Raw genomic sequence first — 23075 nt, forward strand, 5'->3', positions numbered from 1 at the left:
AATCGTTTAACTCCAGGTTCACTATTTATTTATATCGATTTTGCGCATTGATAAAATCCTCTGGCGTATCAATATCCAGAGCGATCCGGGCATCGTTCATTTCTATGATATTATGTTTTCCGCACAGCAATGCCTGACGCATGCTGCTGACACCTGGTTGTGAGATAGCCTGCAACAGGCATTTTTGGGAGAGTAATACAGGATGGCCTGGCTGGCCGTGGTAGTAAGGGATAAGAGCATTATCATTGCGTAATCCCCAGATTTTGCTAAAGATATCTCTGTTCAGTTCAGGCATGTCTCCATGCGTGATGAAGCAATACTCACTGTGCACGGCGGCAGCGCCGACCTTAATTGATGTAAATAAGCCCTGAGCATAATCTGGATTGTACGTAATAATAATATTAGGCTGATTCGCATAGCGATTATGTATCTCCGTTGCGCGATAACCGGAAACTAATATCACCCTGTTGCAAAATTGCAGCGCGTTTTTGATACTTGTATCAAGAATTGTTCCTTCGCGCCAGGGTAACATCATTTTCCATTTTCCCATTCTGGATGATAACCCAGCAGCAGTAATTATACAGTCGACGACAGGCATGGCGATTCCATAATGTCTATTAGACGTTGTGTCACTTCAGAGAGGCTTATGAGTATATCGGAGCATGCTTCTTTATTCTTTGATTTAGGTGCACAGAAAGGGCCAACGGTTATTTCAATTGTCGGTGCCGGAGGGAAAACCAGTACGCTTTTCTGGCTTGCACATCTCTTTCAATTATCAGGTCGACGGGTATTTATCACCACGACGACGCATATGTTTCTGCCTGACCAGGACTGGCCGATCCTCTTCTGTCGGGATCCCGCCGGGCTGCCCCGGCACGCGTTAATGCAACCCTTCATTACCTGCTTTCAGTCGTGGAAAGCGTCATTGGGAAAAGTGCGTGGTTTCGCACCCGGTGCCATCGATGCCCTGGCCAGGCGATCGGAATGTGACGTGGTTCTCGTCGAGGCAGACGGCGCCCGTGGAAAGCCGCTTAAAGCGCCAGATGAGCACGAACCTTGCATACCTGAAAGCAGTTGCTGCGTGATTGCCGTTATGGGTGGGCACCTTCTGGGAAAAAGCGTGGGGGCAGATCGGGTGCATCGCTGGCCGCAGTTCGCCGAAATGACGGGCCTGACGGAAGGGGCCCCTTTATCACTGGAGGCGCTTGTTCGATTGGTTCAGCATCCACAGGGGGCATTCAAAAATGCCCCGCCAGCCAGTCGACGCGTCTGGTTTCTCAATCGTTTTTCTCAATCTGAGAATGCCATTGATGAACGCGAACTCATCCAGCCATTGTCAGAGGGTGATGTACAGGCTATCTGGTTGGGGAATGCACAGGAAACGCCTGCAATCGCGCGCAGATTTGTGAGATAGCGACGCCGGGAACACCGGGTGACTGAAAGGATATCCATTGAGGTTCGTATGAATATTTTCACAGAGGCTGCAAAACTTGAAGAGCAAAACCGCCCATTCGCGCTGGCGCAGATTGTCGATAGCCGGGGTTCCACGCCCCGCCATTCGGCACAGATGCTGGTACATCAGGATGGGTCTATCGTCGGGACTATCGGCGGAGGCATGGTGGAGCGCAAGGTGATCGACGAGGCGCTGCTGGCGTTACAGGAGAGAAAGCCGCGCATGTTTCATGGACGAATGGCCCGTAATGGTACTGATGCCGTCGGGTCAGACTGCGGTGGTGCAATGTCTGTCTTTATTAGCGTGCACGGCCTGCGCCCTCGGCTGGTGTTAATCGGCGGTGGGCATGTGAATCGGGCGATTGCCCAGGGGGCGGCGCTGTTAGGATTTGATATTGCCGTGGCGGATGTTTATCGCGAGAGCGTCAATCCGGAGGCTTTCCCACCGTCGGTACAGTTGTTACATGCCGATTCTTTTTCCGCGGCAGTAGATGCCCTTGAGATCCGTCCGGACAACTTTGTGCTTATCGCGACGAATAATCAGGATCGCGAAGCCCTGGACAAACTGATCGAGCAGCCTGTCGCGTGGCTGGGTTTGCTGGCAAGCCGTCGAAAAGTGCAGTTATTCATGCGTCAGTTACGGGAAAAGGGCGTTGATGAAGAACACATTGCTCGCCTGCATGCGCCTGTTGGCTACAACATTGGCGCTGAAACGCCGCAGGAAATTGCGGTCAGCGTGCTGGCGGAGATCTTACAGGTCAAAAACAATGCCCCTGGCGGACTGATGATGCGATCCGCACACCCATCCGGCCATCAGCGGGTGGTGATCCGTGGGGCGGGGGATATTGCCAGCGGCGTGGCGTTACGTCTGTTCCATGCTGGATTCAAAGTGATCATGCTGGAAGTGGAGAAACCGACCGTTATTCGCCGCAGCGTTGCGTTCGCGCAGGCCGTCTTTGATGGTGAAACGATCGTGGAAGGCGTGACGGCAAGACTGGCCACCTCGTCGGCAGAAGCGGCGGCGTTAGCCGAACGTGGTTTTATCCCTATTCTGGTCGATCCTGCCGGTTCGCTGATTGACGCACTGAAACCCGTCTGCGTAGTGGATGCGATTCTGGCAAAACAAAATCTGGGGACACGAAAAGATATGGCTCCCGTGACCATTGCGTTGGGGCCCGGATTTACTGCCGGTGAAGACTGCCATGCGGTGATTGAAACGAATCGTGGCCACTGGCTGGGACAGGTGATTTACGCCGGCTGCGCGCAGGAAAATACCGGGATACCCGGCAATATCATGGGGCATACCGCGCGACGGGTGATCCGTGCGCCAGCCGCAGGCATCATGCGCGCCAGAGTGAAATTAGGCGATCTGGTGGAAGAGGGTGAGGTGATTGCCTGGATTGGAGAAAACGAAATCAAGGCGCCGCTGTCGGGGATGGTGCGCGGCCTGTTAAGTGACGGGCTGGCGGTGGTGGGCGGTTTTAAAATCGGCGATATCGACCCGCGCGGCGAGACGGCGGATTTTACCAGCGTCTCCGATAAGGCGAGAGCGATAGGCGGCGGTGTGCTGGAAGCGCTTATGATGCTGATGCATCAGGGGGTGAAGTCAACGAACGAGGTGCTTGAAGTGGCGTAATGCGAATGGTCAGATGGCGCCGCCTTATCCGGCCTACCCGAACCAGGTAGGCCGGGCGAGCGAAGCGTCCCCGGCGAACGCGGTGAATAAAACGCATCAGATTACTGGCAGATAACCGTTCCGGTTTTTCCTTCAATCCCTTCTTTCGCTTTACTGAGCACCGTAATCAGGGCTTCCCGACCGGGACGGGAGCGGGCGAACGACGCAGCGGCCTCGACTTTCGGCAACATGGAACCTTTGGCGAAATGCCCCTCGCTGATAAAGCGTTCCGCATCACTCAACGACAGGCGATCCAGCCATTGCTCATTTTCTTTACCGTAGTGAATGGCCACTTTTTCGACCGCCGTCAGGATAATGAGCATATCCGCATCGATCATCTCTGCCAGGCGAGCGCTGGCCCAGTCCTTGTCGATCACCGCACTGGCACCACGCAGATGGTTGCCTTCGCGAATCACAGGAATCCCCCCACCGCCCACGGTAATGACCACCTGTCCGGCCTCAACCAGCGCTTTGACAGTCTCTTTCTCAATGATGTCCACCGGCTTAGGCGAAGCTACGACACGACGATAGCCGCGACCCGCATCCTCTTTGAGTGTATAACCTTGTTTCTCCAGCTGTTCCGCTTCCTGTTGCGTGAAGAATGAACCGATGGGTTTAGTGGGATTCAGGAACGCAGGATCGTTGGCGTCGACCTCTACCTGTGTCACCAGCGTGGCGACAGGTTTGTGCATCCCGCGTGAGAGCAACTCTTCGCGCAGCGCGTTTTGCAGATCGTAACCGATATAGCCCTGGCTCAATGCCACGCAGACGGACATCGGTAGCATTGGCGAGTGCGCCTCTGTTTTTGCCGCCGCTTCAAATGCCTGGTTGATCATACCCACCTGCGGCCCGTTACCGTGGGTCACGATAACCTCATGGCCCTGCGCAATGAGATCCACAATGGCCTGGGCGGTGATTTTGACGGCCTGCATCTGTCCGGCCAGATCCTCACCCAGCGCGTTGCCACCCAGCGCGAGAACAATTTTCTTACTCATTTTTCCTCACTTATCATACACAGTTGTCTGTTTCACACTCGCCGGGTGGGGTAAAGGGTTTGCGTCGTAAGAAGCGGCCCCGGCCTGCTTTCCCTGTAAAGACGCCGTCGCAGAAAATCGTTTCGCCACGCGACAGCGTTCTGATAATCGCCCCCTGACAACGGAACCCCTCCCAGGGCGAATAATCGACGTTATCGTGGAGACGGGCATGTTGGATCGCCTGGCTCTGGCGGGGATCGATAATCACCACATCGCCATCAGCACCAGGCGCCAACTGACCCTTTTGCGGCCAGAGGCCGAACAGTCTGGCAGGCATCGCACTGGTTAACGCGACAAAGCGTTCAGGGGTAATTCGCCCGCTCATCACGCCTTCAGAAAAGAGCAGTTGCAGGCGGTTTTCCACGCCGGGCAAACCATTCGGGCAGCGGCTGAAATCGCCGCCTGAGATCTGCTGGCGCTGCGTCATTGAGAAGGTGCAGTGGTCAGTCGCCACTACGTCAATGGCTCCGTCACTGATGCCGCACCAGAGCTTGTCCTGCTCACGGACATTGCGTAACGGCGGGCTGAGAATGAAGTTCAGGCCGTCTTCCCCGTCATAACGGCGTTCATCCAGCAGCAGATATTGTGGACAGGTCTCTATCCACACGGGCTGATGATTCGCTTTCGCCAGGCGTAAATAGTCCAGCCCCAGACCATTGGATAAGTGGACGATATACAACGGTGCATTCCCTGCAATTTGCGCAAGGTTAATCATCCGCGCGATGGCTTCGGCTTCGCATTCCAGCGGTCTGCTCAGAGCGTGATAGCGCGGCGACGTTAATCCCGCGGCAATGAATTCAGCCCGTTTGCTGGCGATGGCGGCATCGTTTTCCGGGTGGACGGTGGTCAGCGCGCCGGCCTTATGCAAACGGCGCAGCACCTGCAAGATTTCATCATCGTTAAGTTTGTACTGGTAGGTCAGATAGAGCTTGAAGCTGCTGATGCCTTCTTCCACCATCATCGGGATCTCATCGAGGATGGCATGATTGACGTGCTGAATGACGCCGTGGAAGCTGTAGTCGATCGCCGCTTTGTGTGCGGCGTACCCCTGGTAGACCTCCAGTTGATGGCGTAAGCGGCAGCCTGTCGGCCCAAATCCCATATGGTCGATAATGGTTGTTGTACCGCCACACGCCGCCGCGCGGGTACCGGTAAAAAAATCATCACAGCTACGGGCGAGTCCGGTGTCGATATTGAAATGCGTATGCACATCAACGCCGCCGGGAAAAACGTAGCATCCCGCAGCGTCAATCACTTCACACGAGGGCGGCGGCGTAATCTCCGTATCCAGTTGGCGAACAATTCCGTTCTCAATCAGCAGGTCCTGTTTTGCCTGTCCGTCGGCGTTAACGACGATGCCATTTTTAATCAATACGCGCATAGCACACTCCGGAAATCCCCCGGTAAACCGGGGGAGGCAGATGGATTGTTATTTCGTTGCCAGCCAGGACAGTGGAATGGCTGCGTACATCGCCGCGCAGGTCACCAGATGTGATTTCCAGGTTTTTTCGTTTGGCGCGTGGGCTTCAGGTTCTTTACCCGGACCAAAACCGATCACCGGAATACCGTGACGTCCCATAATCGCTACGCCGTTGGTGGAGAAAGTCCACTTGTCGACCACCGGCGCTTTACCGAACAGACCTTCATAGGCGTTGACCAGCGCTTTGACGGTGAAGTGATCTTCTTCCACCTTCCAGGTTGGAAAGTAACATTCGGTCGGGTAAACCAGTCCGGTCCAGGAGGGGCGGTCATAGTTGTACATTGAGACCACCGCATTGGCTTTTTTCACTGCCGGCAGGGCGCGGATCTCTTCCAGCGCACCTTCCCAGGTTTCACCCCAGGTCAGGCGACGGTCGATGGAGACGGCGCAACTGTCCGCCACGGCGCAGCGGCTGGGTGACGTGAAGAAGATTTCGGAAACGGTTAACGTCCCTTTACCGAGAAATTCGTCATAAGCCAGATGTTGTGACAATTCCTGTAATTCATTGAGGATGGGGCCCATTTTGAAGATAGCGTTATCACCGCGTTCCGGGGCGGAACCGTGGCAGCTCACCCCCTGCACATCAATGCGTATTTCCATGCGTCCGCGCTGTCCACGATAAACCTGGCAATCGGTCGGCTCGGTGCTGACGACAAACTCCGGACGGATACCGGATTGTTCGATGATGTACTGCCAGCACAGACCATCGCAGTCCTCCTCCTGTACCGTACCGGTGACCAGCAGCGTGTATTCATCTTCCAGACCAAGATCTTTAATGATCTTCCCGGCGTAAACCATGGACGCCATGCCGCCTTCCTGGTCAGACGTGCCGCGTCCGCCGATCAGTTCCTCGGTCTCCATCCCTTCGTACGGATCGAAATTCCAGTTGTTGACGTTGCCTATACCGACCGTGTCGATATGCGCGTCCATCGCGACCAGGCGCGGACCATGGCCGATGTAACCCAGAATGTTGCCCATCGGATCGATCTCGACTTTATCGAAACCGACTTTTTCCATTTCTTGTTTGATGCGATGGATAACACGTTTTTCATCGCAACTTTCGCTGGGAATAGCGACCATATCGCGCAGGAAACGCGTCATGTCTTCTTTGTAGTCGTTTGCTTTTTCAAGAATCAGTTTAAAGGGAATGTGCTTAGCCATGACTTTTCTCCAGTGTTCGCTCCCGAATCTCCTTAGGAGCGTTTTCCAATAAGGGGTGATTACAGTGCGACCGGATGTTTGCCTTCCCAGACCACTTCCCGGTAGTGCTTCACATCGGTATCGCCTTCGGTACTGATGACCAGCACAACGGCATCTTTATCTAACGCCAGTTTGTCCATGAGGGCCTGGCGCTGCGGATGATGATGGACGGCAGCCAGAACGCCCAACCCTACGGCGCCGGACTCTCCGGAGATCACGCGCGGATCGCTGCCAAAAGGATTACCCAGCACGCGCATGCCCAGCGCGGCAACGCTGTCCTGGCAGGAGATAAACTGGGTGGCGCAGTTACGCAGAATTTCCCAACCAAGCGGGTTAGGCTCACCACAGGCCAGACCGGCCATGATGGTCGCCATATCCCCCCCGACGTTGACGATGTCGCCTTTCACGCCGGAACGAAAAATACAGTCCGCTTTGTCCGGTTCGACGATAATGCTGTGTAGGTTCTGCGGGCCATAGACATCAACCAGGTAGCCCAGCACGCCGCCTGCCATGGCCCCAACACCGGCCTGTAACAACACGTGAGTCGGTGTGAGATCTAGGGCACGCATTTGTTCAACGGCTTCATCGGCCAGCGTGGCATAGCCCTGCATAATCCAGGTGGGAATTTTGGTGTAGCCTTCCCAGGCGGTGTCCTGCACCACTTCCCAGCCGTTTTGTTGCGCGTGCTGCATGGTCAGACGAACGGTATCGTCATAGTTCATATCGGTGACGATGCACTCCGCACCGAGGTTGAGAATGGCGTCCACGCGCTCCTGGGCTGAGCCTTTCGGCATGTAAATCACCGCATGTTGTCCAAGCTGTTGTGCCGCCCAGGCGATGCCGCGACCGTGGTTACCGTCCGTGGTGGTCGCAAACGTCATTTTTTCGCCGATAGCGTTTTTGAGCTGTTCGAAAGAGAGCGTCTCAATATCAAGATGATATTTCTCACACAGCAGGCAGGCGATGGCCCAGGCTCCGCCGAGCATCTTGAACGCGTTCAGTCCGAAGCGTTTTGATTCGTCTTTGACGAGAATTTTCTTCACACCGAACAGGCAGGCAAGGTCATCCAGCGCACAGAGCGGCGTTGGGTGGTAGCCGGCGATCTTTTGATGAAACTGACGGGCGGCTTTGGCCTGCTTTTGCGAAAAAAGGGGCGACGTTTCACCGTTATAAAAGCGATTGTCGGCAATATCGATCTTCAATGAGAAAACGGACATATCCTATCCTTTTGGCCTCCGGAAAGGAGAGCCGACCGGCTGGTCGGCTCTGCGGGTTATTTCACGCGCGGTTGCGCTTCTTTCAGTAATTGCTCCAGCAGTACGCCAGGTTTCGGATATTTGCGGGAGAGGATCATCGCGGCGATGATGTAAGGTTTCCAACTGGCCTCTTTGTAAGTCGCAATGCGGTATTTCTCGAATACGGCGTCGGTGACTTCCCCTTCTTTGCAGGAGACGCCGCTGATATCCGCAGGCAGGCAGTGCATGTACAGCGCTTCGCCGTCACGGGTAAGCTGCATCATTTCTTCAGTGCAGTGCCAGTTTTTATGTTTCGCATTCTGCTCAAGGCACTGTCTTTCCAGCTCTTTCAGGGCAGCGTGGTCATTGGCGCGCAGAAGTTCGGTGCGCTCTTCCATCACTTTGTAAGGCGCCCATGACTTCGGATAGACGATGTCGGCATCTTTGAAAGCTTCTTCCATGCTGGTGACCTGGCGGAAGCTGCCGCCGGATGCGTTCGCGTTGTTTTTCGCGACTTCAATCACGTCCGGAATCAGGTCATAACCTTCCGGATGTGCCAGCGTGACGTCCATACCGAAGCGGGTCATCAGACCGATGATGCCCTGCGGCACGGAGAGGGGTTTGCCGTAGCTGGGTGAGTAGGCCCAGGTCATGGCGATTTTTTTACCCTTGAGGTTTTCCAGTGAACCAAAGTGTTCACGTAGCCAGGCCAGATCCGCCATCGCTTGCGTTGGGTGGTCGATATCGCATTGCAGGTTAACTAACGCCGGACGCTGCGGCAGGACACCCTGTTTGTAGCCGTCATCGAGTGCGGCGCCGACTTCACGCATATAGGCGTTGCCCGCGCCAAGATACATGTCGTCGCGAATACCAATAGCGTCGGCGCAGAAGGAGATCATATTGGCCGTTTCACGGACGGTTTCGCCGTGCGCGATTTGTGATTTCCCTTCGTCCAGATCTTGCTGCGCCAGGCCGAGCAGGTTAAGGGCAGAAGCATAAGAGAAACGGGTACGGGTGGAGTTATCGCGAAAAACGGAAATCCCCAATCCGCTATTGAAGACTTTGGTCGCGATGTTTTCGGCACGCAGCATCTTCAGCGCAGCAGCGACGTCCAGGACTTGTTTCAGTTCATCCGGCGTCTGTTCCCACGTTAGCAAAAAATCCTTCTCGTGAAGGTGTGAGGTCAGCGAATTGATATCCTTTATCAGCTCATTAACAGTTTTCATTGTAAGATCCTGGTAGTGGAATGACGGCAAGGTGGCTTATTCGCGGTAATGACAAGCGGCATCACCGATATACCAGGGACTAACAATAAGCGTGCCAAAATGAATGCGATGGCAAATAAAGGGAAATTCATCAGGCAATATGTGGTACCGATCACAGAATAAGATTGTCGGTAATTCGTTATGAATATACGAAAACGTTTGGCTCAATAAATAGTACGCTCTGTCAATGGTCTTGCTGGCAGAATAATACCAGTAAGAGGAGTAAATACCGTCAGTTTGATAAACTCACCTCTCTGATTCTCATATTGATATAGAAATGTGATTTCTCTTCCATATTTTCATTATAAAATGATAAAGAGCCTGTGTTTTTATCAATGCAAATTTTGTCTGAGTTAGTATCCTTATATTCTACGAACCATCAATGTCTTCAATGATCAATCATTTAAGTGATTCCGGAAGGTAAGACTATGGTGCTTGCAACAACGCAGTCCGTTTTGATGCAGATTCAACCTACAATTCAGCGTTTCGCCAGGATGCTTGCCAGCGTTTTGCAACTCGAAGTTGAGATCGTCGACGAAAACCTCTGTCGCGTCGCGGGAACCGGCGCTTATGGCAAATACCTCGGACGCCCGTTGAGCGGCAACTCCAGATTATTGCGCTATGTACTGGAAAGTAAAAAAGAAAAGGTCGTGACGCATTCCCGCTTTGACCCGCTGTGTGAAGGTTGTGATAGTAAAGAAAACTGTCGTGAGAAGGCTTTTCTGGGAACCCCGGTCATTCTGCAGGACCGCTGTGTCGGCGTGATCAGCTTGATTGCTGTAACGCATGAGCAACAGGAACATATCAATGATAACCTGCGCGAGTTTTCAGATTATGTCCGCCATATATCTACCATTTTTGTTTCAAAACTTCTCGAAGATCAAAGTGGGAGTGACAACATCAGTAAAATATTTTCGACAATGATTGAGAATATGGATCAAGGCGTATTGGTCATTGATGAAGATAACCGCGTACAGTTCGCGAATCAAACCGCATTAAAAATTCTCGGCGCGGCGCAGAATAATATGGTGGGAAAGTCGGTCAGGTTCCGGCCATTAACGTTTGAAAGTAATTTTACTCACGGGCATATGCAGCATATTGTCTCCTGGGATGACAAAAGTGAATTGATTATTGGCCAGTTGCATCATGTACAGGGACGGCAGTTATTTCTGATGGCCTTTCATCAATCTCATACCAGTTCCTCAGTATCGATTGCTACCGATGAACCGCATATTGAGCAACTGGTGGGTGAATGCCGGGCCATGCGCCAGCTTAAGCGACTCATTAGTCGTATTGCGCCCAGTCCGTCCAGCATCATGATCGTGGGTGAAAGCGGTACCGGAAAAGAGGTGGTTGCGCGCGCCATTCACAAACTGAGTGAACGACGCAATAAACCGTTTATCGCCATCAACTGCGCGGCGATACCGGAACAGTTGCTGGAAAGTGAGCTGTTTGGCTATGTCAAAGGCGCATTTACCGGTGCTTCCGCCAATGGGAAAACGGGTCTGATTCAGGCGGCGAACAGTGGGACGTTGTTTCTCGACGAAATTGGTGATATGCCCCTGATGCTACAGGCTAAACTGCTCAGGGCGATTGAGGCGAGAGAGGTGTTGCCGCTTGGCGCGAGCAGTCCGGTTCAGGTCGATATCCGCATTATTTCAGCCACCAATCAGAACCTCGGGCAGTTCATCGCAGAAGGCAAATTCCGCGAAGATCTGTTTTATCGACTGAACGTCATCCCATTGACCCTGCCACCGCTACGTGAACGACAAGACGATATTGAGCTTTTGGTGCACTATTTCTTGCATCTGCATACGCGTCGTTTAGGGTTGGTCTATCCGGGTATTGCGCCGGACGTGGTGACCCTGCTCAGACACCATCAATGGCCGGGAAACCTGCGCGAATTAAGCAACCTGATGGAGTATCTGGTCAATGTGGTTCCTTCTGGCGAGGTGATCGACAGTACGCTTTTACCGCCAAACCTGATCAACAATGGTAAAGCGCCAGAATCCGTTGAAACGGTCGCTCACGCGGCGCAGTTGCTGTCTGAGGACACCGGCGGAACCGCACTGGAAGAGATGGAAAAGCAGATGATCCGCGAAGCGTTGTCCCGTCACTCCAACAAAAAACAGGTGGCGGATGAGTTAGGCATCGGCATTGCGACGCTTTATCGTAAGATCAAAAAGTATGAGCTGTTGAACGCGTAACTCGCACGCAAGCGTATCCTGGTTGCATCGGGGCGACAGGCGCGTGAACGCCATCGACCCGGAGGCAACCTGATGAGAGAGGCGTTAATTATTCCGGTTCTGCGCAGCGCTGGACGGTATCGACAATCATTTGATAACCGGTGCAGCGGCACAGATTTCCCGCCAGGCCTCGACGGATCTCCAGGATGGTTAACGGCGTTTCCCGCGGCTTTGCCAGCAATGCGGTGGTTGCCATGATCAGACCTGGTGTGCAAAAGCCACACTGCACGGCGCCGGATGTCGCATAAGCCATCTGGACGCGCGAGAGCTGACTACCATCTGATTCACCTTCCAGTGTGCGGATCTCTTTTCCTGCTGCCCATGCGGCAAGATACAGACAACTGTCAATGGCCGTTCCGTCAACCAGCACCGTACAGGCGCCGCATTCACCAACACAGCATCCCTGTTTGACGCTCAGTAACCCTTGTTCGCGCAGGAGTTCAGAGAGGGGCATCCCCGGCATGATGCTGAGCTGAAAAGGGCGATCGTTAATGACGCATTCCAGCGCGATTCGGTTCGTGTCATTCATTGCAGCTTTCCTCCCGCCGCGACAGCGGCTTCAGTAACCACTTTCCGGGTCATCGTCTGGATGAGATGCAGACGAAATTCTCTACTTGCCCGCCAGGACGCACGCGGGGCGACGTCCTGCAAAACGGATTCAGCGATCGCATCCAGCGTCTGATGGGTCAATGGTGAATTTTGCGCCGCGCTTTCCGCATGCTGACAGCGGACTGGTGTGGGCGCCGCAACGCCGAACGCCAGCCGAAGTTCTTTGAAACGGCCGTTATCCAGTTGACATCGCGCCGCGCAGCCAATAGTCGAAATATCCATCGCATCGCGCATGGCATATTTATAATGCGCGCTGCCGGTATGGGCTTTGGGCTGTGGTGGGAAATGAAAGGCGACAAGGATTTCGTCTTGCTCAAGATCGACTTTTCCGGGGCCGGTGTGAAAACCATTGATGCTGGCAAAACGCCTCCCTTTTGGAGAGATGATCTCAAGCGTGGCGTCATAAATCAGGGTTGGCGTCGCCGAGTCTGCGCTGGTTGCGCCATTGCAGATATTCCCGCCGTAGGTGGCAACATTACGAATTTGCGGGCCGGCGATGGAGATGGCCGCTGCGCACAAAGCTGGCAGATAGCGTTGTGTAATGGGGTGCTCGATAATTTCGCTAAAAGTGGTGGCGGAACCGATGCGCAACCCCTCTTCCTTCGTCAGGGTAATGCCTCGCAATTCGGGCAGATCATGAATATCGACGATATGACGGTAACGTGCATTATGGTGATGGAGCTGGATCAATACGTCGGTTCCGCCGGCGAGCAGTTTCGCCTGCGGATCGCGCGCCAGCAGGCCGATCGCCTCGGCAATGTCTGAAGCGCGATGATAAGAAGCAAAGTCAAACATGGTCAGATCCTCAAATCAAGCCAGCCTGGTGGAATTCCACATACAACCGTTTTGGCGTCAGGGGCAGCGTATCAATCGCCACGCCTGTGGCCATTTTCACTGCGTTACGAATGGCTGCAGCAACAGGAATAATGGGCGGCTCGCCGAGGGATTTATGTCCATACGCCGATTGCGGCTCCTGCGTTTCAACGAATGCGCTCTCCAGTTGCGGCAGGTCTGGCATGGTTGGCATTTTGTAATCGAGGAGATTCGGATTACGCACCAGGCCACTTTCTGCATCGATGATCATCTCTTCAAACAGCGACCAGCCAATGCCCATTCCCATCCCACCGTGCACCTGTCCTTCCGCCAGTTGCGGGTTCAGAATATGGCCGGAATCGTGGACATTGAGGATACGGTTAATGGTGACCTTGCACAGCGCGATATCGACGCTCAGATCGACAAACGTGCAGCCAAACGCCGGTGGGTTGGTGGTTGTTTTCACGGAGCATTCCGCTGATAGCTGACCGCCGCGTTCCGGGTGGTAAAACGCATCCATCGCCAGTTCTTTTAATGACAGTAACGGAGAGTCTGGGCGATCGATAAGGGCGATGTGACCTGCCGTCAGCGTCAGACTCATGACGGACTGATGCAGTATGTCGGCAGCGTGATGGAGGATCTTATCGCGCAGTTGGATTGCCGCTTTACGCAACGCTGGCGCGGCGACATAGCTTTGGCGAGAGGCGAAGGCACCGGGGTCGAATGGGGTGATATCGGTATCCTGAGTTGAAATGACGTGCACATCGCTGACCGGTACGCCAAGGGTTTCCGCTACCATTTGGGAGAAGACGGTATCCGCCCCCTGACCGATTTCCGTGGCTCCGCTCTGAACGTTGATGGTTCCATCCTGATTCATAAGCAGGCGGGCGCCAGCGATCTCCACGCCGACTGGCCAGGTGTTAGAGGTATAGCTAAAACAGGCGACGCCGACGCCCCGGCGGATATTGCCTTTCTGGTGCAGACATTCAGCACGCCGGTCGTCCCACTTAAATAGCGCACGGCCTTTTCGCAGACACTCCGGAAGCCCCGCACTGTAGATGCGCTTGCCGGTAATCGGGTTCGTGTCGCCTTCGCAAGCCGCATTACGCAGCCGAACCTCGACCGGGTCGAGACCCAGCGCCGTTGCGGCGTCATCCAGCATTGATTCCACCGCAAAGATCACCTGCGGCGCGCCGTATCCTCGCATTGCACCGGCGGAAGGGAGATTGGTGTAACAGGTGGTAGAACGGTAAGCGTATGCGCTACGGGGATAGAGATAGGCCACTTTGTTGCCGCCCGCCGAGGCAATCGAGTGGCCGTGTGAAGCGTAAGCGCCGGTATTTGACAGAACATCCAGACGATAGCCTTTCAATGTGCCGTCGCGATTGAGCCCCATTTGTCCATCAATCGTGAACGCATGACGGGTGCGGGACGCGAGAAAACATTCTTCGCGGCTAAGAGAGACTTTCACCGGTATCCCGCCCAGTTTACGGGTCAGGAAAGCGGCCATCGGCTCTTCCAGCACATCCTGCTTGTTACCAAATCCGCCGCCGACGTACGGTTTGATAACCCGCACGCATGACCACGGAATATCCAGCGCCTGGCCCACAACCCGCCGCACGATGTGTGGGATTTGCGTACTGGAGACGATGGAAATCCGCGAGTCATCTTCCATCCAGGCAAATGAGGTAACGCTTTCCATATGGCAATGTTGAATCACCGGAGTCTGGTAATGGCCCTGGAGTTGATAGTCAGCGGCATCAATGGCCTGCTGGACATTCCCCGTGGTCATTTCGCTGCGATTGAGCAGATTACCGTCAGAGTGAATAGGGATGGCGTCCTGCGCCAGTGCGGCTTCGGGTGTGGTAATTACCGGGAGTTTTTCCCATTCCACCTTCACCAGCAGGGCCGCTTTTTCTGCGGTTAACTCGTCTCTTGCCACGACAATCGCGACCGCATCGCCATGATGGCGTACGTGGCGGGTCAACAGAAAACGGTCGGCGGTGTCGCGTTTGTTCTCGTCCAGCGTCCAGGCGTGTCCTGCTGTGGCAAATGGAATATCAGGTACATCTTCCCAGGTAAACACGGCCAGTACCCCGGGCAGGTTTTTCGCCTCGTCACAGTTGATACTGGTGGCGTAACCGTGGGCGATTGGGCTACGAACGTATTTGGCATAACACATGCCCGCCATCATGTAATCATCAGTATATCGAGCCCGCCCGGTCACTTTAGCGATGGCATCTACGCGCATACATGACTCACCGGTAGCGGTTGCTTCCCGCGCATCCATAAACGTCCCCTTGATTTGACTTTTTGGTTCCTGAACAACCGTTAAATCAGGCAAGAATTACGCCAGAAGCGCAGAGTCGAGCGGCGAGAGAAGGGAAGTGTGATGGAGATAATAATATGGCCTGTGGGGAGAGGGATCCGAACGTTGGCGATGCGCACTATGCGTATCATTATGAGTTTAATCAACTCATTGTGATACACGGTAAACGGCGGTGATAGCGTTTATCAGGCGATCCGTGATAATACCTGGCGACTCAATAAATTTGGCATCCGTATTATGGCTGCTATCATATGTCGTCTGTGTATGTAGCGAGGAACGGTTTTGAGCGCAGGACGCCTGAAGAAAAATAGCCTGGGTATTGCCATGCTGCTTTGTGCGGGATTGCTTGTCGTGGGCTGCTCGGGGAGCAAATCGTCTGATACGGGATCCTATTCTGGCGCCGTTTATACCGTTAAACGGGGGGATACCCTTTACCGTATTTCACGCACGACCGGTACCAGCGTTAAAGAGCTTGCGCGTCTGAATGGCATTTCGCCGCCGTATACCATTGAGGTTGGGCAAAAATTAAAGCTCGGTGGTTCGAAAACGGCCTCATCGAAATCCACTAAAAAGTCGTCTACCAAAACCGCCTCCGCCAGACCGTCTTCTTCTGTGCCGCAATCGTCCTGGCCGCCGGTGGGCCAGCGTTGTTGGCAATGGCCAGCCAGCGGTAAGGTGATCCTGCCTTACTCCACCGCAGATGGGGGTAACAAGGGGATCGATATTTCTGCCGCCCGCGGTACGCCGGTTTATGCGGCCGGGGCAGGGAAGGTGGTTTACGTGGGTAACCAGCTGCGGGGCTACGGTAATCTCATTATGATCAAACACAGTGAAGATTACATTACCGCCTATGCCCACAACGACACCCTGTTGGTGAATAACGGGCAAAGTGTGAAGGCGGGACAGAAGATCGCCACGATGGGCAGTAGTGATGCGGCCTCCGTGCGGTTGCACTTCCAGATTCGCTATCGCGCGACGGCCATCGACCCGCTGCGTTACCTGCCGCCGCAGGGCAGCAAACCGAAATGCTGACGGCGAATTAATCGCCAGTCAGCAAGTCTGTCCCTTGCCAACAAGAGCGTAAAGTTTATAATGCCTTACGCACTTCAAAGCGGGCGTAGTTCAATGGTAGAACGAGAGCTTCCCAAGCTCTATACGAGGGTTCGATTCCCTTCGCCCGCTCCAGACTCAACTCACCTGAAGTCTACCAAACTCAATTTTCCCTTGATAAATCAGCAGTTATAGCATTCTATTAGTCTATAGAAACCTATAAGTGATATGGCGTTGACTGTGTTAGTCAGGCGTATCGGTTATGCCGGGCGTGTTACAGGGCATGGTTTTAGGCACACGATGAGCACCATTCTGCACGAGCAGGGCTTTAACTCAGCGTGGATTGAAACGCAGCTTGCACATGTCGATATGAACGCGATCCGTGGTACTTACAACCATGCGCAATATCTGTAAGGAAGAAGGGAAATGATGCAGTGGTATGGGGATTTTATTGATGAGCTAAGGATGAGAGAAGCTGTAGTGAATAGGCGTGTTGCGGGGTAAATACAACAATGCAATAGCCATCTATAAATCTAGACAGCTATTATTTGGTGTGTTTTTTTGTCTCCGAAGTGATTTACTTTAGATTCTGCTCTTTGATTCGGGTTCAAGTGGTCAAAACAACGGCAGCATCAGTCCAAAGGCTTTCAAACTGGCCTAGTCGTGACTACGGTCATGGGATCAGTCCATCCTACTGCTCAAGTTTTTCTAGAATTAAACAAGCTCCACGATTAAGAGTAATGAATTCCTGCCAGCTATATTGCTGTTGGTAGTTAAGCTGATATTGTTTTTCTACCTGACAAATTAGCGGACGTGTTTCATAAATCGCGCACAGCTTTGTCTCCATCTGATAGTGACGACAAATGCCGTCACCACGATCGAGAAATTGCGTTACACTGGCGCGATTGACGTGGCGACAACAAGCGCCGCACTGGTTACAGGGAAACGCGGGCGTTAGCGTCATAGCTTACTTAACCAGCTACGCACAGAGCGGGTATTCCCTGCTTCAAACGGTAGCGCAATATTACGGCGCTCAACCTCTGCATGCAGCAACAAACCGCGCTCAATTTCACTATTCACCGCGTTAAGATGCAGCGAGAAACGCGATAGCGCAGACGTATCAATAGCAAACTCTAACGCCGAAAGCTCCAATAGATAACGATCGAGTTCAGCATTCACCTGCTGATAATACTCTAGTGCTTTCTGATGCTTATCTTTAAACGTATCCAGAAACGCCCAGACCTTTTTCATCAATGCGCTGTGTTCAAGGAAGTAGTTCATCACCAGCGTCAGAATACCGGTCGCCAGCGCGCCGCAGAAAGCCGCCAGTTCCGGACCAAAAGGAAAGACGAGCATCTTGGCTAAAGCTTCGTTAACCACCACACCAGCAGCCACGGCCACACCCGCAGCCACCAGCTTGCTCACCGCTTTAGCTAGCTGCCCCGGCGCTAACCCCTCAGGGTTAAAGACCATAACTTTAAAGGCCTGTACCAAATTGTTCCACATCTCACGAATCAGGCGCACCATCATCTTCTTAGTCGTAAAGAAGATATTGAAGAGCGTCGTCGTAATGCTGGAGAGCACGCCACCGATGGCACCGTCTTTAAAGGACGTCAGGAAAGTGCTGAATTTACACTGCACTCGCTGCCAGACTGCGCGTAATGCCTCCGCAGCATCTTGCAGGAAGTCTCCGGCATCGAATGAACGACGATGCTTCTCGAACATCACGGGAATACGCTCGTGGAACTCAAACCAGGTCTCTGCCAGAACCAGCCCCAACATCTGCCGTGTTCCCATGCGAAATGCATTGTTCATTGTGGCAGTGGCGACATTCTTCGCAAACTTGCTGCTGGTGTAATATTCCTGATTGATCGTACTGTTGTATTTTTCCCGCGCCTTTTTGTCAGCCTCTTTCATCCGTTCAAAATCGGCGGCTGCTTTATTTTCCAGCTTATTCAGTTGTTTTTGCTCTTGCTCGGAAAGCGTTGGCTGGCTGCGCAAACGGGCAATTTCCTGCGTGGTCACAGCATGCTGTTCTTGTAGCGTTTGCACGAAGGCATCCATCGTTTTCGCCTTCTTCGCCTTATTCAGCGACTCATTCGTGAAGGTCAGATTTGATGAATCATTAGCCAGGTCGGCACCATCGCATTCGGCAAGGATACGCCCTGGATCGTTGTGAATTTCATGGGCGGCAATAATATGGTCGAGATTCTTTTTATCATTAGCCGCAAATTTCTCACCAGTGTAGGTATCGGTCAACGTACCGGCCTCGTGCGCCTTTTTTCCCGCCCGGTTGGTGGCAATGTAGTTTTCGTGGCTATGGTAATGATGAGAATCATACCCTTCGCGTTGCTCGTACCGTTGACGCTCGGCATCGGAGGCATACACTCCCTCGCGAGCGTTATGAATGGTATTCACATCGCCGCCGTGTTTATCCTCCAGCAAGAGAAAATCCAACCCAAAAGAGGTAGTCAGACTCTTGACTACCGTCTGATGTAACTCTTCACCCCAGTCAAACCTGGCTGTGTTCATTGTGCTCGCCCATAGCAATACCGGGCAGATTCGCCCGGCGAGTTGATTAAATACGAGAAGAAAATGCGTCAAACTCAGAAGCAGAAGCCGCCAGTTTTTCGTCCAGAATCTCTTTGTTCAGCAGGTTCATACCGTTGCTGTCGGTCTGCAGTTGGATCACGCCATCTTCGATAACGGCTTCACCGTTTTCCTGCGTCACCGGCTTGAACAACGGCGTGGTGATCACGTCGGTCATTATGGCGGCTAATTCATAACCATGGTCGATAATCGCCATGATCTCTTCCGACTCACTAATCTCGCTAGTGATATTCTTCTCATGACGTTCAACAATGATGGCATGCATCGCTTTCAGCGGCTCAAAGTAGTGCTGAATAAAGACGCTATGCATACGGGTGATTGATTCATAAATGCTATTTACATACTGCTGCACCTTCGTCAGCTGCGCTTCAGCCGCATTCATTTTCTCCACCGCCGCGGTCACTTCACGGGAGCTTTGATAAGCATTGTTAAGCGCCTTTTCGGCATGGCTATCGTAAGCCCAGCCCGCAATAGCAATCAGCGGAGCCACCACTGCACCGCCAAGCACCATCGCGCCGCCCGCCATTCCCCAACCACCTGCGGCCAGGGAACCACCACCAATCGCCGCCATTGTAGCGTTATACGCCGCCGCACCAGACAGGGCGGCGATCGGCGTACCGGTAGAAGCTGCGGCAAACGCCATCACGCCGCTGTACACGGCAAAACCAGCGGCAGCACCAGAAACCCCGGCACCGACGACCGTCGTCAGGTATTCCGTGGCGGAAATCGCCAGGTTCTGAATTTTATTGATGTTATGCTGTGGTACCTTCAGCCGAAGATCTTTATGCCCATCTTTCGCCATACGCGCCAGCAGATCGTCGGCAATCGTTTTAAACTCATTGAAATCTTTACCGATTTCCAGCTCTTTTTCACCCAGTTCGGCCAGTTTTTTCGACGTTGTTTCATTTGCCAGATCAAAGCTCTCTTTATGCTTATCAAAGCGACGCTGCGCGCGATCTAATACATCATCAGCTTCCGATTTTTTCTGGTAGCCATCATAAGCTTTTTTACCGCCAAACGCCGTTGCCGCTGCCGCGACGCCCAGAATAATGAATGGTAATGCCATAGATAATAATCTCCTGTGCAATAAGTCGTTGTTACCCGCTACGCATCACATTCCTGAACAGGAACGGAGTCGCGATCGCCAGTGATGTAGTTATGCAGTAAGTTGATGACCGTTTTTTTCAACCATTCTGGTTCCAGAATTTCTATATTCGGTAACCAGAATAGAATTAGTGGAATAATTTGATTCTGATGTGCGGCCTTGCAAAGCAAAGTCACGCCATCATTCTCTTCGCGAACCAATTCTTGCTGAGGCAGTAAGTCTCGTCTTGCGAAGTAGCCAGCAATACTGTGTTTAATACGCACCCGCACCTCAAACGTCTCTTCACTCACCCAAGGATCGCGATGCTCATCAATTAATGACAGTGTGGGTATATCTACAGCAAAATGCTCTTTCCGGATATCCAACCACCGAATTTTACTTAACGAAAAAGACTTTAGTTTTCCGTCCTCAGTCGCCTGCAGATACCAAATATTTTTCTGGTTAACTAATTTATAAGGATGAACGGTGCGCGTTTTGTCTTTATATAAAATATGACAGATGCTGTTTTTCTGAATCGCTTTTTCTAATAAGTTAAAATACTTTCGCAAATCATTTCTGACTGAATGTTCAGGGCGACCAAACTGAACTCTAACATGCTGTTCTGCAGCTCTTTTCTCTAAGTTAAGCCAAAAATCCTCATCTCTGTCAGGAAAAACCGCGTCGGCGTCCAGCAACTTAGCCAGTGGGTAATGAAGAGCATCGTAGCGATTATTCTGAGCTCGAATAGGTATCAATCGATACTCTCCACCACCACACCCCTCTATAAATGAGGAAAGCATATTAAGATCACGATAGACCGTTCGTTCAGTAATATTAAATTTCCTCATCAACTGATAGCGATTCACAGTGCCACAAGTTTGTAGTTCTATCAGAATATCGACTAAACGTCCCGCTGAGCAACTCCTTGCTGAATTGGCCATAAGCACCTACTTTTCTGTTTTCCTGACATGGATTATATGTGAAATGCTGACATAGACTGTCAGTTCATCGGCAGGTTTGCCAACTTTTTTAGGGATACTGGCAATTTTTTTGATCGTTAACAACATTAGATCGTTTTAGATATACAGGTGGTGTTAAGTGGACTGACTCCATGGCCGTGGACATGTCCTCTCCTCAGGACTAACGCCATCAAGATGGCAGAACACTTCAACGTAATCGAAGATACTTACAAGACATTGTATGTTAAAAACCAGGCAGAGTTTTGTTCCGAACAAGACGCTTCCAGACCAAAAGGCCGTCAACTTTTGATGCCGGAATAAATTATTATTTTGGCTATGTTACGTAAGGCTGATAACGTTTAACTGCTCATATTTTTTCTCTTTTCGGCGTTTCTATATTTCAATGGTGGCAATTTATATTTTTTAGAGAAAAACCGAGTAAAGTCTGTTGTGAGTCGAATCCAGATATAAAGGCGATAAGATCTTTAGCTGCAAGTTTAAGTTTTTTATCTCTAATATATGTTCCAAGGCTAACTTCTTTTACCTGTACAAAAATCCGCTGAAGATGCCACCTGGAGTATCCTGCCTGCGCAGCAACATCCTCTATCTTCAGCGGTTTATGTAAGTTTGAATCAATCCATTGAGTGATCTCATCGATGATGTCTTCTGTTCTGAACATAAATCGATGCTCACTATAAGAGGATTGTGACACCTCTTGTTTGGGATGTTAATTATTTACTTATAGATTTCCGCAACCCCATGCAGTCGGTTATTTCCCGTAGTCGACAGAATTTTGAACGATGTTGCTCCTTGCTCATCAGCCTTACGAGAGAGCGCATTCGATAAATCATCAAGCGTATAGGCATTGCTGGCTGAGACGACACCCATCTTTTCTTTCCCATCGGCTTGATTAATTTCCTGAGCAGCAGAGGCGGCATTCACTGAAATAAACCCCATGACCAATGTAGCAATAAGTAGTGTTTTCATAACTAATACCTCTTTTTAAATCTATGTTTAAAACTGGATTCGTATTATGGGAATTACCCCGTCTGTATATTCAATTATACAGACCTAAGCTGACATGAGGCTGACCGCTATATGACAAAATTGTCAGGGTTGTAGATTGGTTAATTTTTTGAATATAGGTTCAGCTCGTTAATAATGCACTCAGGTTCTTCACGCAGAGGCATATTGTCTATGTCTAAAACCCCATCATTTTTTTGTGGATCATCAGTCTGCAGGTCTGCAAACAGTGGGGTAAGATCCTGCTGTGCTCCGCCTCGCTCAGCTACCAGCTCGAACGTTTTATTTTTTGCCTCGTCGTTGGTCAGGGCACTGACCAGAACCTCTGCGATTTGCTCCCGGGATATCACACCATCTTCCGGTGTCCCTGCGTGGCGACGATCCCCCTGAAGCATAACAATTCTGTGTTCATCATCGTTGTTGTAATCAAACCAGCCGGGCCTAACGATGGTATAAGGATGACCACTGGCCCTTACCAGACGCTCGGCGCGTCTTTTCCAGTCATGAACTTCAGTACGTTGATTCCAGGTGCTGAGTCGTTCAGTCACACCAATTGTGGTCATTAAGCTGATGCGAACAGGCGTATCTCTGAATAGGCGTAAAATATTACGCACGCCGCCGTAATCTATTGCTCTGGCACCAATACGCCCCTGACCATCGGAACCGAGCGTGAAGATGATGGCATCAATATCTTTCGGTAATTCGGTGAGTGTTTCAGGCATTGAAACATCGCCGTAAAAAACATCTGTTCCACGAGGAAGCAATTTTACTTTGCGTTTATTTCTGACCAGCGCGACGGGCTGATGGCCCATTTCAATAGCGGTATTCACTACATGAAGACCAATACTTCCTGTCGCGCCTGCAACGAGTATTTTCATAATAAACCTTCTGATAATTCAGACTTATTTTCGATACGGTCAGAATATCAATTATCATTATTGTCAGTAATAGGGCTAAAATGATTGTGTCTATGAACACCCTTCATGAGTGTGAGGTGAAGGGAATGCCTCC

19 protein-coding genes, 1 tRNA gene and 2 pseudogenes are annotated in these 23075 nt (G+C 51.8%); 6 read left to right on the plus strand and 16 right to left on the minus strand.

Features of this window, described 5'->3' with window-relative positions:
* Nucleotides 1–25: 25 nt before the first annotated feature.
* A complete protein-coding gene (gene mocA / locus KE671_RS02740) occupies nt 26–598 on the minus strand; it encodes a molybdenum cofactor cytidylyltransferase (protein ID WP_206161601.1) in 573 nt (190 codons plus the stop codon).
* A 48-nt stretch (nt 599–646) separates the two neighbouring features.
* Between mocA and yqeC the strand changes: the two genes are divergently transcribed.
* Together yqeC and yqeB are read left to right on the plus strand one after the other, a co-directional pair.
* Nucleotides 647–1414 (plus strand): selenium cofactor biosynthesis protein YqeC, encoded by a 768-nt coding sequence (gene yqeC, locus KE671_RS02745; RefSeq protein ID WP_241029718.1) that lies wholly within the window; start codon nt 647–649, stop codon nt 1412–1414.
* Nucleotides 1415–1462: 48 nt separating this feature from the next.
* Complete coding sequence (gene yqeB / locus KE671_RS02750; protein WP_206161603.1) at nt 1463–3088, plus strand: selenium-dependent molybdenum cofactor biosynthesis protein YqeB; 1626 nt, start codon at nt 1463–1465, stop codon at nt 3086–3088.
* Between the two features lie 101 nt (nt 3089–3189).
* On the opposite strand, the gene arcC is transcribed toward yqeB, so the two are convergent.
* Genes arcC through ygeW form a run of 5 tightly spaced genes read right to left on the minus strand, consistent with a single transcriptional unit; the run spans nt 3190 to nt 9302 of the window.
* The gene (gene arcC, locus KE671_RS02755; RefSeq protein ID WP_206161604.1) at nt 3190–4122 is read right to left on the minus strand and encodes a carbamate kinase; all 933 of its coding nucleotides are present in this window, start codon (nt 4120–4122) and stop codon (nt 3190–3192) included.
* A 13-nt stretch (nt 4123–4135) separates the two neighbouring features.
* Nucleotides 4136–5542: a dihydropyrimidinase gene (gene hydA, locus KE671_RS02760; RefSeq protein ID WP_206161605.1), complete on the minus strand. Its 1407-nt coding sequence runs from the start codon at nt 5540–5542 to the stop codon at nt 4136–4138.
* A 48-nt stretch (nt 5543–5590) separates the two neighbouring features.
* On the minus strand, nt 5591–6802 hold the full coding sequence (locus tag KE671_RS02765; protein ID WP_206161606.1) for a YgeY family selenium metabolism-linked hydrolase: 1212 nt from the start codon (nt 6800–6802) through the stop codon (nt 5591–5593).
* A 59-nt stretch (nt 6803–6861) separates the two neighbouring features.
* Complete coding sequence (gene dpaL, locus KE671_RS02770) at nt 6862–8058, minus strand: diaminopropionate ammonia-lyase (RefSeq protein WP_206161607.1); 1197 nt, start codon at nt 8056–8058, stop codon at nt 6862–6864.
* Between the two features lie 56 nt (nt 8059–8114).
* Nucleotides 8115–9302, minus strand: a complete 1188-nt coding sequence (ygeW, locus tag KE671_RS02775) for a knotted carbamoyltransferase YgeW (RefSeq protein WP_042999387.1) — start codon at nt 9300–9302, stop codon at nt 8115–8117.
* 467 nt (nt 9303–9769) lie between these two features.
* On the opposite strand from ygeW, the gene KE671_RS02780 reads away from it, so the two are divergent.
* Nucleotides 9770–11548 (plus strand): sigma-54 interaction domain-containing protein, encoded by a 1779-nt coding sequence (locus KE671_RS02780; protein ID WP_206161608.1) that lies wholly within the window; start codon nt 9770–9772, stop codon nt 11546–11548.
* An 88-nt stretch (nt 11549–11636) separates the two neighbouring features.
* Here KE671_RS02780 and xdhC read toward each other — a convergent pair whose 3' ends face one another.
* The 3 genes from xdhC to xdhA are packed head-to-tail and all read right to left on the minus strand — an operon-like array spanning nt 11637 to nt 15299.
* Entirely contained in the window at nt 11637–12116 is a 480-nt protein-coding gene (xdhC, locus tag KE671_RS02785) for a xanthine dehydrogenase iron sulfur-binding subunit XdhC (protein ID WP_206161609.1), read from the minus strand.
* Nucleotides 12113–12991: a xanthine dehydrogenase FAD-binding subunit XdhB gene (xdhB, locus tag KE671_RS02790; protein WP_206161610.1), complete on the minus strand. Its 879-nt coding sequence runs from the start codon at nt 12989–12991 to the stop codon at nt 12113–12115. The genes xdhC and xdhB overlap by 4 nt, the downstream gene beginning before the upstream one ends.
* A 10-nt stretch (nt 12992–13001) precedes the next feature.
* Nucleotides 13002–15299, minus strand: a complete 2298-nt coding sequence (gene xdhA / locus KE671_RS02795) for a xanthine dehydrogenase molybdenum-binding subunit XdhA (protein ID WP_206161611.1) — start codon at nt 15297–15299, stop codon at nt 13002–13004.
* A 321-nt stretch (nt 15300–15620) separates the two neighbouring features.
* Between xdhA and actS the strand changes: the two genes are divergently transcribed.
* The 3 genes and pseudogenes from actS to KE671_RS02810 form a co-directional block, all read left to right on the plus strand.
* Nucleotides 15621–16370: an amidase activator ActS gene (gene actS / locus KE671_RS02800; RefSeq protein ID WP_206161612.1), complete on the plus strand. Its 750-nt coding sequence runs from the start codon at nt 15621–15623 to the stop codon at nt 16368–16370.
* Nucleotides 16371–16449: 79 nt separating this feature from the next.
* Nucleotides 16450–16523, plus strand: a tRNA-Gly gene (locus tag KE671_RS02805).
* A gap of 78 nt (nt 16524–16601) precedes the next feature.
* Nucleotides 16602–16892, plus strand: a pseudogene (locus KE671_RS02810) (tyrosine-type recombinase/integrase); the annotation flags it as partial.
* A 187-nt stretch (nt 16893–17079) separates the two neighbouring features.
* Here KE671_RS02810 and KE671_RS02815 read toward each other — a convergent pair.
* The 7 genes and pseudogenes from KE671_RS02815 to KE671_RS02845 all read right to left on the minus strand — a co-directional run bounded on the left by KE671_RS02815 (nt 17080) and on the right by KE671_RS02845 (nt 22942).
* Entirely contained in the window at nt 17080–17352 is a 273-nt protein-coding gene (locus KE671_RS02815; RefSeq protein ID WP_206161613.1) for a YkgJ family cysteine cluster protein, read from the minus strand.
* Entirely contained in the window at nt 17349–18920 is a 1572-nt protein-coding gene (locus KE671_RS02820) for a cobalamin adenosyltransferase (protein ID WP_206161614.1), read from the minus strand. The genes KE671_RS02815 and KE671_RS02820 overlap by 4 nt, the downstream gene beginning before the upstream one ends.
* 46 nt (nt 18921–18966) lie before the next feature.
* Nucleotides 18967–20064, minus strand: a complete 1098-nt coding sequence (locus KE671_RS02825; RefSeq protein WP_206161615.1) for a chemotaxis protein — start codon at nt 20062–20064, stop codon at nt 18967–18969.
* Between the two features lie 38 nt (nt 20065–20102).
* Nucleotides 20103–21023 (minus strand): helix-turn-helix transcriptional regulator, encoded by a 921-nt coding sequence (locus KE671_RS02830; protein WP_206161616.1) that lies wholly within the window; start codon nt 21021–21023, stop codon nt 20103–20105.
* 377 nt (nt 21024–21400) lie between these two features.
* A pseudogene (locus tag KE671_RS02835) lies at nt 21401–21720 on the minus strand (helix-turn-helix domain-containing protein).
* A 56-nt stretch (nt 21721–21776) separates the two neighbouring features.
* A complete protein-coding gene (locus KE671_RS02840; protein WP_206161617.1) occupies nt 21777–22028 on the minus strand; it encodes a DUF1471 domain-containing protein in 252 nt (83 codons plus the stop codon).
* Between the two features lie 140 nt (nt 22029–22168).
* Entirely contained in the window at nt 22169–22942 is a 774-nt protein-coding gene (locus KE671_RS02845; RefSeq protein WP_206161618.1) for an SDR family oxidoreductase, read from the minus strand.
* Nucleotides 22943–23075: the final 133 nt, after the last annotated feature.

The organism is Citrobacter amalonaticus (assembly GCF_018252635.1).
Classification (GTDB): domain Bacteria; phylum Pseudomonadota; class Gammaproteobacteria; order Enterobacterales; family Enterobacteriaceae; genus Citrobacter_A; species Citrobacter_A amalonaticus_E.